We start from the raw sequence: 11,768 nt of genomic DNA, 5'->3' as shown, positions 1-11,768 counted from the left end.
CATGGTGATCCGCCGACTGACGCCCGACTACCTGGACGCCTGCGGACGGCTGGCCGTGGACCGCGACTGGCCTCCGGAGCGGCACAAGTGGACGCTGCTGTTCGAGGTCGGCGAGGTGTACGGGATCGACGCGCCCGACGGGGACGGCCTGGCCGCCACCACCGTCCTGACCCGCTACGGCGACGACCAGGCGGTGGTCAGCATGGTGCTCACCGCCTCCCGGTACGCCCGCCGAGGGCTGGCCCGCGGGCTGATGGAGCACGTGCTCGCCGAGGCGGGCGACCGCGTCGTGACGCTGCATGCCACCGAGTTCGGCAGACCCCTGTACGAGAGCCTCGGCTTCCGCACGGTGGGCCGGGTGGCCATGCGCACCGGCGTCTTCCGGGGCGAGCGCTCGGGCCGCACCCGCGTGGCCACGGCGGCGGACCTGGACGACATCCTGGCGCTGGACGCGGAGGTGTTCGGCACGGACCGGTCGGCGCTGCTGCACCGCATGCCCGGGTTCGGGGAGCGGGTGCGGGTGGCCGAGGGCGGGTTCGGCCACTGCTGGCGCAACGACGGCAACGTGGTGATCGGCCCGGTGGTGGCCCGCGACGAGGAGACCGCCCGCGCGCTCATCGCCGACCTGGCGCTGGACGCGGGCGGCGAGGTGCGGCTGGACCTCGACCTGGCGCAGGAGGGCCTGGCGCGGTGGGCGGCCGGGCACGGGATCGGCTCTCCGGTGGAGGTGTCCCTGATGGCGCGCGGCGGCCGGCCGCCCGGTGACCGGTCCCGGCAGTTCCTGCCCTTCATGCAGGCGCTGGGGTGACTCCGCGCCGTAGGATGGGATCTCTAGAACGCGATTCGGTGTCGAAAGGCCGGCCATGACCTCCACCCACATCGACGTCGGCTCCGTCGACCTCGACGAGCTCGGCGCCTGGATGGACGAGCGGGGCCTGCCCGCGGGCCCGATCACCGAGGTCGCGCCGGTCGCCGGCGGCACCCAGAACGTGATGGTCCGCTTCGAACGCGGCGGCGTCCCGTACATCCTGCGCAGGCCGCCGCAGCACGCCCGCGCCAAGAGCAACGAGGTGCTGCGGCGCGAGGCCCGGGTGCTGGCGGCGCTGCGTGACACGCCGGTCGCGGCGCCCCGGCTGGTGGCCGCGCAGACCGCGAGGGAGCCGGTGTTCTACCTGATGGAGCCGGTCGAGGGGTTCAACGCCACGACCGGGCTGCCGGAGCCGCACGCGAGCGACCCGGCCATCCGCCACCGGATGGGACTGGAGGCGGCCTCGGCGCTGGCCGAGCTGGGCCGGGTGGACCCGGATCTGCTGCCGGGCTTCGGCAGGCCGGAGGGGTTCCTGGAGCGTCAGGTGCCGCGGTGGCTGCGCGAGCTCGACTCCTACGGCGAGCTCGACGGCTATCCGGGGCCGGACATCCCCGGACTGGAGGAGACCGCGCGGTGGCTGGAGGACAACCGGCCCGCCACGTTCCGGCCGGGGATCATGCACGGCGACTACCACCTGGCCAACCTGATGTTCGCCCACGACGGCCCGCGTGTGGCCGCCATCGTCGACTGGGAGATGTGCACGATCGGCGATCCGCTGATCGACCTCGGCTGGCTGGTGGCGATGTGGCCGATGGGCAGCGCGCACGTCCCCGGCCTGGCCTCGCCGCGTGAGATCGTCGGCTGTTACGCGGCGCTGTCCGACCGCGACCTGTCCGCCGTCGACTGGTACGCGGTCATGGCGTGCTTCAAGCTCGGCATCGTGCTCGAAGGCACGCATGCCAGGGCGTTCGCCGGCAAAGCCCCCCGAGACCTCGGGGACGCGCTGCACGCCGCGACTCTGGACCTCTTCGCCCGTGCGGCACACATCATCCACAATTCACTCGATTAGCCCCTATAGCCTTCGAAAGGCGATTTTTCCGAAAAACGATCACAAGTCAGCCGTTGAGCCGTACAATTGCGCGCAATTGCTGACGTAGTTCGGGGAAGGATCGTCATGCGGATGCGGTTCCTGGGGTCGACGTCGGAGGCCGGCGCCTGCCCCACCCTGTACGAGACGGACCGCGGCACGATCGTCGTCCAGGGCCTTCAGGTCACGGACGCCCAGGCCCTCGCCGATCTGCGCGACGTGCTCGACGGCGAGACCGCGGTCGAGGTGCCCCGTGAGCTCCTCACCGAAATCGCCGCCCGGGTCCTGCCCGAAATCGCGGCGGCCACCGCCCGGGCACGACCCGCGACCGGCTGATCACAATTGCGCGAAGGGGTCTGGCCTGATCCACGAAGACGGGTCTAGCCTCTTGCGACGTGACCTCCTTTCAGCAGGCGCGCATCGACCTCGGCGTCCAGCTCCGGCACCTGCGCGAGTCGGCGCACCTGTCCGGCAAGGAGCTCGCCGAGCGGTTGCGCTGGCAGCCGTCCAAGGTCTCCCGCCTGGAGAACGCGCGGCAGACGGCGACGGAGGACGACGTGGTGGTCTGGGCCCAGGCCGTCTCGGCGCCTCCGGAGACCACCGACGAGCTGATCACCCAGGCCATCGCGCTGGTGGAGCGGCACGACGGCTGGAAGCAGCGCCATCGCAGCGGCCTGGCCGCGATCCAGGAGGACCTGCGCGACCTGGAGGCCCGCACCAAGCTGTTCCGCGCCTTCGAGCCGGGCATCCTGATCGGCCTGCTGCAGACGGCCGAGTATGCGCGCCACGTGTTCGGCAAGGTCAAGCGCCTCTACAGCGCCCCCGACCAGATCGACGCGGCGGTGCGGGTGCGCATGCAGCGCCAGGAGATCCTCTACGACCGCACGCGCACGTTCCGCTTCGTCGTCCTGGAGGCGGCGCTGCACACCCGGCTGGCCCCGGTCGACGTCATGCGCGGCCAGCTCGACCGGCTGCTGGCGGTCAGCACGCTGCCGAACGTCGAGTTCGGCGTCATCCCGTTCACCCAGGAGCTGCCCGCCAACCCGATCCACGGCTTCTGGATCTTCAACGAGGCCCTGGTCGCCGTGGGCACGCTGACGAAGGACCTGGTCCTGCGCGACCCCGACGACATCGCCTTCTACACCAGGGCCTTCGACGACTTCGCGAAAGCCGCGCAATTCGGCGAGCCGGCGCGTGACATCATCATCAAGGTTCTTGACGAGTATCGGAAACATTCGCCACATTAACCGGAGCAATTGCTTGCCCTCCGCCCAAGATCGTGCAATTCTTTGCCCGAGACGTTGCGGAGGTGACGCATGATGCATGATTCCGCGCTATGCCTCGAGCAATTCGCCTGGCATGCGGGTCGCCACGCCGACCTTTCCGTCCAGGGCGTGTCGCTCGCCAGTGACCCTGCCTATGTCTCGGTGCGCAATCGCTTCTCCAGCACGCTCGCCGAGAGCGTCACGTGCTCCGAGGACGGCAGCTTCGTCACCTCGTGGGGCTACCGCCTCGGCACCGCCGACGACGTGGAGGCCGCCGCCGCCCGCCTCGCCTTCCTGCTGGCCGCGCTGCCCGCCTGAGCTCACTCCCGCGGCGCGGGCGAGCCCGGCAGGGCCATGGTCGCGGCCACGCCGCCGCCGTCGGCGTTGCGCAGCCGGATCCGCCCCCCGGCCTCCTCGACGGCCTGGGCGACGATGGCCAGCCCCAGCCCCGAGCCCGGCAGCGACCGCGCCGAGGGCGAGCGCCAGAACCTCTCGAACACGTGCGGCAGCTCCTCCTCCGCGATGCCGGGACCGTGGTCCCGTACCGTCAGGATCCCCTCCCGCAGGGTGACCTCCACCTCGTTGCCGGGGCTGAACTTGGCGGCGTTGTCGATGAGGTTGAGCACCGCCCTCTCCAGCGACGCGGCCTCCCCGACCACGTACCACGGCTCCAGGTCGGCGACGACCTCGGCGCCGCGCAGCCGCGCCCGCTCCACCGCGGAGGTGACCACGTCCTGGAAGGCGAGCTCGGTGTGCGGCTCGTGGTCGGTGTCGCCGCGGGCGAGCTGCAGCAGGTCGCCGACGAGCGTGGTCAGCTCGGCGAACTGCGCCTTGACGTTGATCAGCAGCCGCTCCTTGGCGGCGGGGTCGAGGCTGCGGCCGGTCTGCTCGCTGCGCAGCAGCAGGTCGATGTTGGTGCGCAGGGTGGTGAGCGGGGTGCGCAGCTCGTGGCCGGCGTCGGCGACCAGCTGCCGCTGCCGGTCGCGGGAGCCGGCCAGGGCGGCCGTCATGGCGTTGAAGGAGGCGCTCAGCCGGGCGATCTCGTCGCTGCCGTCGACCGGGATGCGGGTGTCGAGGTCCTCGGTCTGCGCGATGTGCTCGACCGCCTTGGTCAGGCGTCCGACGGGGCGCAGCGCGGCGCGCGAGACGAGCAGGCCGGCCGAGGCGGCGACCAGCACGCCGAGCGCGGCCACGCCGGCCAGCAGGGCCGTCACCCTGCGCAGGGTGTCGTTGATCTCCTCGACCGGGCGGGCGACGACGAAGGCGGCGTTCTCGTCCACGTTCCTGACGAAGACGCGCAGCGCGGTGCCGTCGTCGGCGTGGCCGTCGTAGAACTCCCACCCGCCGTAGCCGCCGGCCGCGATCCGCTTCTCGCACGGGGTGACCTTGATCGCGGTGTTGCCCATGACGCACCGATCACCGCTGGGGAAGACGATCTGCATCGGCTCGGCGAACGCCGGGTGCCCGTCCAGCGTGGCGGCCGGCCGGGGCGAGCACGTCCGCACCGCCGCCTGCATCGCCTTCACGGGCACGTCGATGTCCCGCAGCGACTGGTTGAGCTGCCAGGACAGCTCGCGGCGGACGAAGTACCAGCAGCCGACGGCGGAGACCGCCACCGCGATCGCCACCGCCGCGGCGACCAGGAGCGTGAGCCGCGAGCGCAGGCTGTGCTGCTTCCTCATGGGGAACCCCTGAGCACGTAGCCGACGCCGCGCACGGTCTGGATGACGCGCGGCTCGCCGCCCGCCTCGGTCTTGCGCCGCAGGTACATCACGTACACGTCGAGCGAGTTGGAGGTGGGCTCGAAGTCGAACCCCCACACCTCGGCCAGGATCTGCTCGCGGGTCAGCACCTGGCGCGGGTGGGTCAGGAACAACTCCATCAGCAGGTACTCGGTCCTGGTCAGGTCCAGCCGCCGCGGGCCCCTGGCGACCTCGCGGGTCACCGGGTCCATCCGCAGGTCGCCGAAGGACAGCGTGTCCCCGGGCGCGTTCGCGCCGCCGAGCGCGCCCCGCCGCAGCAGCGCGCGCACCCGCGCCAGCAGCTCGTCCAGCTCGAACGGCTTGACCAGGTAGTCGTCGGCGCCCGCGTCGAGCCCGGACACCCGGTCGCCGACGGCGTCGCGGGCGGTGAGCATGAGCACGGGGACGTGGTTGCCCGCGCCCCGCAGCCTGCGGCAGGCGGTCAGCCCGTCGAGTCGCGGCATCATGACGTCGAGCAGCACGGTGTCGTACGGCCGGCGGGCCAGCTCCGCCAGGGCGGCCAGCCCGTCGTCGGCGGTGGTCACCTCGTAGCCCTCGAACTCCAGGCTGGACTGCAGCGCCTCGCGCAGCGCGGGCTCGTCGTCCACCACCAGCAACCGCGCACCGTCGCTCATGCCCACCACGCTAGAGCACCATTCTGAGAACCCGATGAAGGCAGGTCAGCGCCCCAGCACCGCCATCGCCGCATTGTGGCCGGGGATGCCGCTCACCCCGCCGCCGCGCCGGGCGCCGGCCCCGCACAGCAGGATTCGCTCGTGCTCCGTCTCCACGCCCCAGCCGCCTTCGTCCCCGTACGGCCAGCTCAGGTCGCGGTGGAAGATGTGGCCGCCGGGCAGGCCGGCCTCCCGCTCCAGATCGACGGGCGACTTGGCCTCGACGCACAGGGTCCCGTCGGGGGCGCGCAGCAGGCAGCCCTCGATCGGCTCGGCCAGCACCGAGTCGACGGAGGCGAGGGTGGCGCGCAGCGCCCGCTCGCGGGCGCCGTCCGGGTCGAGCCGGAACAGGCGGGCGGGCATGTGCAGGCCGAACAGCGTCATCGTCTCGGCCCTGCCGCGCAGCTCGGGGCCGAGGATGGACGGGTCGGTGAGCGAGTGGCAGTAGACCTCGGCGGGCGGCAGGTCCGGGATGTCGCCCCTGGCCGCCTGCGCGTGCGCGCGGGCGAGCTGGTCGCGGCTCTCGTTGATGTGGAACGTCCCGCTGAAGGCCGCCTTCGGGTCCACGCCCGCGTCCTTCAGCCTGGGCAGCCGGGACAGCACCATGTTGACCTTGAGCTGGGCGCCCTCCGGGACGCGGGGGGCGCGGCCGAGGACCCGGTCGAGCACCGCGGGCGGCAGGTTGACCAGCACGTGCCCGCCGGTGACCGTGTGCTCGCCGTCGTCCGTACGGAACGTCACCTCGCCGGACGGCGCGATGCCGACGATCTCGGCGCCGGTCCTGATCTCCGCGCCGGCCGCGCGGGCGGCCGTCTCCAGCGCGCCGGAGACGGCGCCCATGCCGCCCACCGGCACGTTCCACGCACCGGTGCCGTCACCGATCACGTGGTAGAGGAAGCAGCGGTTGGCCAGCAGGTCGGTGGCCGGGTCGGCGAACGTGCCGATCAGCGCGTCGGTGAGGACCACGCCGCGCACGACGTCGTCGGCGAACCGCTCGTCCACCACCTCGCCGATGGGCCGGGCGAACAGGTCGCGCCACGCCTCGGCGCCGACCAGCTTCTCCACCTCCGCCGCCGGCCGCAGCGGCTCCAGCAGCGTCGGCGCCAGCGCCCGCGCCGCCGACGCGGTCATGCCGTAGAACGCCTCCCACGCCGCGTGGTCGGCCTCGCCGCCGGTGACGGCCCGGAACGCGGCCCGGGTGCGGCCCGCGTCCCCGCCGTCGACGAGCAGCCCGGTGTCGCCGACCGGCGTGTAGGAGGAGTAACGGCGGCGGCGCAGCTCCAGCCTCAGGCCCAGCTCCCTGACGATCTTCGTCGGGAGCAGGCTGACCAGATAGGAGTAGCGCGACAGCCGCACGTCCACGCCGGGAAACGGCCGCGCGGAGATCGCCAGCCCGCCCGTGTGATTCTGTCGTTCCAGCACCAGCACCCGCCGCCCGGCCCGCGCCAGGTACGCGGCGGCGACCAGCCCGTTGTGCCCGCCACCGGCGATGACCACGTCGAAAGTCCCCATTCACCGCACTCTAGGACCTCTCCTCCCAGGTCCGCCATGCGCCTTACCAGCGGCGCGGGCCCCTCGCGGCCGTCAGGCGGAGTGGGCGGCGATCGCCAGGAGGGTCGCCGCTGACCCGGTGGGCGGTCGGCCGCGCCGCCAGACGGCCCGCAGGGTGCGCGCCAGGTCCAGCCCGTAGAGCGGCACCTCCACCAGGCGCCCGGTGGTCAGCTCCGCCTCCACCGCGTACGCGCTGAGCACCGCCGGCGCCACCCCGGCCTGCGCCGCGCCCTTGACCGCCGCGTTGGACCCCAGCTCCAGCCTGGGGCTCGCCCGGTGCAGCGCGCTGAACACCACGTCCAGCGTCTCCCGCGTGCCCGACCCGGGCTCGCGCACCACCAGCGGGGTGGCCGCCAGCTCCGGGCCTCTCAGGAGCGTACGGCGGCGCGCCCACGGATGGCCGGGCGCCACCACGACCACCAGCCGGTCCGCGCCCACCACCCGCCCGGCCAGCCCGTCGGGCACGGCGGGCCCTTCCACGAACCCGAGCTCCACCTCCCCGGCCAGCACCCGGGCGGCGACGCCGGCGGAGTTCGTCACGTCCAGCCCGGCCTGCACGTCCGGCTGCCTGGCCTGCAGCTCGCCCAGCCAGCGCGGCAGCAGGTACTCGGCCACGGTCATGCTCGCCGCCACCCTGAGCCGCCCCGACCTGCCGCGCCGGACGGCCTCGGCGGCCCGCACGAGCTCATGGGCGGCGCCGACCACCTGCGCCGCCCACCCGGCCACGATCTTCCCCTCGCGGGTGAGCGCCGACCCTCGGGGGCTCCGCTCCAGCAGGGGCAGTCCGAGCCGGCGTTCCAGCCGGGCGATGCGCTTGCTGGCCGACGGCTGCGCCATCCCCGCCGCCCTGGCCGCCTGCCCGAGACTGCCCAGCTCGCCCACGTCGACCAGCAGCCGCAACGAGACGAGATCGGGCAATTCGCTCATAGCCACAGGGTATGAGCTGCCATCCGAGGCGCGGCTACCGGCGTCCCCGGCCCCGGCGAAGACTGGATCTCATGGACTCCCCCGCCCCGGCCCCCCTGCTCGCCGCGCTGCCCGGGGTGCTCGCGTCCGCCGCCGCCCTGGCCGTGGCGCTGGCGGTGCACGCGGCGGTCCCGGCGGTCAGCGCCGCGGTGGTCGCGGTGGTGCTGGGAGCGGCGCTGGCCGGCTTCGGCGGGGCGCGCGGGCGGCTGGCGCCGGGGCTGCGGTTCGTGTCCAGACCGGTGCTGCGGACGGCGGTGGTGCTGCTCGGGCTGCAGGTCTCCGTCCCCCAGGTCCTGGAGCTGGGCTGGCGGACGGTGACGATCGTGGTGGTGACCACCGGGGCGACCTTCGCGCTGACGCTCGTGGCGGGCCGCAGGCTCGGCGTCCCGCCCGGCGCCTCGCTGCTGGTGGCGACCGGGGTGTCCGTCTGCGGGGCGGCGGCGGTCGCGGCCATGCACGACAGCGCGGGCACCGAGGACGACGAGGCCGCCGCCGCGCTGGCGGTGGTGGTGCTGTACGGCACGGGCGCCCTGCTCGCCGTTCCCCTGGCCGCCTCCTGGCTCGGCCTCTCTCCCCTTCAGCTCGCCGTCTGGACGGGGGCGTCGGTGCACGAGGTGGCCCAGGTGGCGGCCATCGGCGCCGCCACGGGGGTGCTGACGACGGCCGTGGCGGTCAAGCTGGGCCGGGTCGTCCTGCTTGCGCCTCTGGTCGCCCTGGTCGCGTACGCCCGCCGCCCTGTTCCCGCCCGCGCCGTGGCCGCCGCCGGACCCGCGCCGGCCCCAGCGGCCAGGGCGGCGCGGCCCGGAGGGGTGCGGCCGGTGGGCGTGCCGCTGTTCGTGTGCGGGTTCGTCGCCATGGCGGGCCTGCGGGCGACGGGGGTGGTGCCGGACGCGGTGACCGCCGTCGCGGGGCAGGCGGCGGCCATCCTGCTGGCGGCCGCGATGTTCGGCCTCGGCGCGGGCATCGACCTGCGCAGGCTCCTGCGCGGAGGGCGGGCGGTGCTGCTCGGCGGGGTCGCCACGGGCCTGGTCGCGGGCGTGTCGCTGGCGGGCGTGCTGCTGCTCCTGTGAGGCCGGGTGGACGCCGGGGCGGTCCGCCCGTACTCTGCTCGGTTCGGAACAAATTTCACGAACGACCCTGTTCCGCATATGCGTCACTACAGCCTTCAAGGAGCACGAAACCCATATGCGCCGCACCGCCGACTCCCTGCTCCAGCCGTCCGACGAGGTCGCCGAGGCTCTGGCCTCGGGTGCCCCGGTCGTCGCGCTGGAGTCCACGATCATCTCGCACGGCCTGCCGCAGCCCCGCAACCTCCAGGTCGCGCGCGAGCTGGAGCGGATCGTACGGAGTGAGGGCGCGGTGCCCGCCACCATCGCGGTCCTCGACGGCGTGGCCAGGATCGGCCTCAGCGAGCCGGAGCTGGAGCGCGTCGCGACCGAGCCCGGGCTGCGCAAGCTGAGCCGGCGCGACCTCCCGCCGGCGGCGGCGCTCAAGACGAGCGGCGCCACGACCGTGGCGGCGACGTCGTTCCTGGCGGCGCGCGCGGGCATCCGCGTGTTCGCGACCGGCGGACTGGGCGGCGTGCACCGGGGCTGGACCGACGACCAGGACGAGTCCGCCGACCTGGACACGCTGGCCAGGACCCGCATCACCGTGGTGTGCGCCGGCGTGAAGTCGATCCTCGACGTGCCCGCCACGCTGCAGCGGCTGGAGACCCGAGGCGTGACCGTGGCCGGCTACCGGACCGACGACTTCCCCGGTTTCTACCTGCACTCCTCCGGCCGTCCCGTCGAGTGGCGGATCGAGACGCCGGAGGAGGCCGCCGCCGTCATGCGCGGCCAGGACGCGTTCGGCGGCGAGGAGAGCGCCCTGATCGTCGCCAACCCGGTCCCCGAGGACCAGCAGCTCGACCCGGAGCTGCACGACCGGGTGCTCGCCGAGGCCCTGGCCGCCGCCGGGCGGGACGGCGTCACCGGGCAGGCCATCACCCCGTTCCTGCTCGGCTACCTGGTGCGCGCCACCGGCGGCGCGTCCCTGGAGGCCAACCTCGCCGCCGTGCGCGGCAACACCGCGCTCGCCGCGCGCATCGCGCTGGCCTGGTCACGGTCGTGAGCCGCAGGGGCCTGCTGGTCATCGGCGACGTGGTCACCGACGTGGTGGCCATGCACGGCGCATCGGTCATGCCGGGCCCGGGGGCCCCCTCCGACATCTCCGCCGAGATCGTGCTGCGCCCCGGCGGCTCCGGCGCGAACACCGCGGCGTGGGCCGCCCACCTGGGCGCCTCGGCGAGCCTGCTGGCCCGCTGCGGGTACGACAGCAGCGAATGGCACATCGCCGAGCTGACCAAGACCGGGGTCCGCCCGCACATCCGGGTCGACCGCGGCAACCCGACGGCCGTGGTCATCTCGATGGTCGACAGCACCGGCGAACGCTCCATGCTGACGAACCGGGGCGCCGGCGAGCTGATCTCCCCGCTCGACTGGGAGGACGCGCTCCTCGACGGGGTGGGGCACCTGCACGTGTCCGGTTACACGTTGTTCAGCGAGCCGGGGATGGCCCTGGGCCGGCTCGCCATGACCAGGGCGACGAGCGCCGGGATCTCGATCAGCGTGGACCCGGCCTCGACGGGCCCGCTGGCGGGGTTCGGGGTGACGCGGTTCCTCGGCGAGACGGCGCTCGCCGGGATGATCTTTCCCAACCGTGACGAAGCTCTCCTTCTCACCGGTGCGGACACGCCCGAGCGGGCCGCCGGGATGCTCAGCGAGCGGTACAGGACGGCCGTGGTGAAGCTGGGGTCCCAGGGCGGTCTCGTGGCGGTTCGCGGGCAGGTCGTGGCGAGGGCCCGCGCGGTGCCGGCGGAGGTCGTGGACTCGACGGGCGCGGGCGACGCGTTCGCCGCGGGCTACCTCGCCGCCGCCCTGTCGGGGGCCGACGCGACAGAGGCTTTGGAGTCAGGTTGCCGTGCGGGTGCCGAGTGTGTGGCCCTCGTGGGGGGTCGTCCACGGTACGGTTTGGACATGAAGCGTCTTTACCCTATTCACACCGATTGATAGCTTGCCGCGTAGTGCACCATCAGTCACATGCGTAACGCGGTCACTGGGGAGGATAAGGTCCCGCCGATGGACGTCGAGTCATCGATCTGCCTGAGCGACCTGGTCCCTGCCCTGCGCTGGAGCCGGCCCCAGCATGTCGCGGAGGCGCTGGCCGACCCTCGGCTCCCGTCCGCGTGGTGGTCGTCGACGGCGCTGCCGCGGGCCCTCGCCGTGACCGGGCTCGACTGGATGTGCGAGCGGCTCGCGCTGCTGGCCTCCTCGCGCTGGGACCACCTGCCGCTGGGCGACGTGCTGCCGGCGCTGGCGGTGCACCCGATGGATCCGGCCCTGCCGGGCTGCCCCGAGCCCGCCAGGACGGCGATCATGGGCCTCGGCGGCTGGCACCGGTTGCGCCGCCTGTCGCCGGCCGACCTGAAGACGCCGGGGTCCTCCCCCGAGACGGTGATGGGGCCGGTGTTCCGCGAGGTGCTCGGCAGGCTGGCGGCCCGCCCCGGCGCGGCGGCCGGTCATCCCGAGGTCACCCGGCCGGTGCAGCGCGGCGTCTCCGGCACCGGGCCGTTCCCCGCGGTGGCCGAGAGCGGGAACGGCTCCTTCACGCCGCCCGTCCGCCAGGGCACCGGGT

General features: G+C 73.6%; 12 protein-coding genes and 1 pseudogene. 9 read left to right on the top strand and 4 right to left on the bottom strand.

What is annotated here, in order from left to right; translation table 11 throughout:
* The first annotated feature begins 1 nt into the window (after nucleotide 1).
* The 5 genes from OUY22_RS21760 to OUY22_RS21740 all read left to right on the top strand — a co-directional run bounded on the left by OUY22_RS21760 (nucleotide 2) and on the right by OUY22_RS21740 (nucleotide 3,478).
* Complete coding sequence (locus OUY22_RS21760; protein ID WP_270156921.1) at nucleotides 2-808, top strand: GNAT family N-acetyltransferase; 807 nt, start codon at nucleotides 2-4, stop codon at nucleotides 806-808.
* 55 nt (nucleotides 809-863) lie between these two features.
* Nucleotides 864-1,877, top strand: a complete 1,014-nt coding sequence (locus OUY22_RS21755; protein ID WP_270156920.1) for a phosphotransferase family protein — start codon at nucleotides 864-866, stop codon at nucleotides 1,875-1,877.
* Nucleotides 1,878-1,982: 105 nt separating this feature from the next.
* Nucleotides 1,983-2,231: a hypothetical protein gene (locus OUY22_RS21750; protein WP_270156919.1), complete on the top strand. Its 249-nt coding sequence runs from the start codon at nucleotides 1,983-1,985 to the stop codon at nucleotides 2,229-2,231.
* A gap of 59 nt (nucleotides 2,232-2,290) precedes the next feature.
* Nucleotides 2,291-3,142, top strand: coding sequence for a helix-turn-helix domain-containing protein (locus OUY22_RS21745; protein ID WP_270156918.1), 852 nt, complete (start codon nucleotides 2,291-2,293; stop codon nucleotides 3,140-3,142).
* A 147-nt stretch (nucleotides 3,143-3,289) separates the two neighbouring features.
* Nucleotides 3,290-3,478, top strand: coding sequence for a hypothetical protein (locus OUY22_RS21740; protein ID WP_270156917.1), 189 nt, complete (start codon nucleotides 3,290-3,292; stop codon nucleotides 3,476-3,478).
* A gap of 2 nt (nucleotides 3,479-3,480) precedes the next feature.
* On the opposite strand, the gene OUY22_RS21735 is transcribed toward OUY22_RS21740, so the two are convergent.
* The 4 genes from OUY22_RS21735 to OUY22_RS21720 all read right to left on the bottom strand — a co-directional run bounded on the left by OUY22_RS21735 (nucleotide 3,481) and on the right by OUY22_RS21720 (nucleotide 8,054).
* Nucleotides 3,481-4,842 (bottom strand): sensor histidine kinase, encoded by a 1,362-nt coding sequence (locus tag OUY22_RS21735; protein ID WP_270156916.1) that lies wholly within the window; start codon nucleotides 4,840-4,842, stop codon nucleotides 3,481-3,483.
* Entirely contained in the window at nucleotides 4,839-5,537 is a 699-nt protein-coding gene (locus tag OUY22_RS21730) for a response regulator transcription factor (protein ID WP_270156915.1), read from the bottom strand. The genes OUY22_RS21735 and OUY22_RS21730 overlap by 4 nt, the downstream gene beginning before the upstream one ends.
* Before the next feature lie 45 nt (nucleotides 5,538-5,582).
* Nucleotides 5,583-7,088: a phytoene desaturase family protein gene (locus OUY22_RS21725; RefSeq protein ID WP_270156914.1), complete on the bottom strand. Its 1,506-nt coding sequence runs from the start codon at nucleotides 7,086-7,088 to the stop codon at nucleotides 5,583-5,585.
* 72 nt (nucleotides 7,089-7,160) lie between these two features.
* On the bottom strand, nucleotides 7,161-8,054 hold the full coding sequence (locus OUY22_RS21720) for a LysR family transcriptional regulator (protein WP_270156913.1): 894 nt from the start codon (nucleotides 8,052-8,054) through the stop codon (nucleotides 7,161-7,163).
* Between the two features lie 71 nt (nucleotides 8,055-8,125).
* Between OUY22_RS21720 and OUY22_RS21715 the strand changes: the two genes are divergently transcribed.
* The 4 genes and pseudogenes from OUY22_RS21715 to OUY22_RS21700 all read left to right on the top strand — a co-directional run.
* On the top strand, nucleotides 8,126-9,163 hold the full coding sequence (locus tag OUY22_RS21715) for a YeiH family protein (RefSeq protein WP_270156912.1): 1,038 nt from the start codon (nucleotides 8,126-8,128) through the stop codon (nucleotides 9,161-9,163).
* Nucleotides 9,164-9,278: 115 nt separating this feature from the next.
* The gene (locus OUY22_RS21710) at nucleotides 9,279-10,205 is read left to right on the top strand and encodes a pseudouridine-5'-phosphate glycosidase (RefSeq protein WP_270156911.1); all 927 of its coding nucleotides are present in this window, start codon (nucleotides 9,279-9,281) and stop codon (nucleotides 10,203-10,205) included.
* Nucleotides 10,202-11,143 (top strand): carbohydrate kinase family protein, encoded by a 942-nt coding sequence (locus OUY22_RS21705; protein WP_270156910.1) that lies wholly within the window; start codon nucleotides 10,202-10,204, stop codon nucleotides 11,141-11,143. Before OUY22_RS21710 ends, OUY22_RS21705 begins: the two co-directional genes overlap by 4 nt.
* 69 nt (nucleotides 11,144-11,212) lie before the next feature.
* Nucleotides 11,213-11,768, top strand: a pseudogene (locus OUY22_RS21700) (hypothetical protein); the annotation flags it as partial.

The sequence above is a fragment of the Nonomuraea corallina genome (genome assembly GCF_027620315.1).
In the GTDB taxonomy this organism is placed as follows: domain Bacteria; phylum Actinomycetota; class Actinomycetes; order Streptosporangiales; family Streptosporangiaceae; genus Nonomuraea; species Nonomuraea corallina.
The sequence above is the reverse complement of the archived record's forward strand: the minus strand, read 5'-3'. Positions and strand labels throughout refer to the sequence as shown.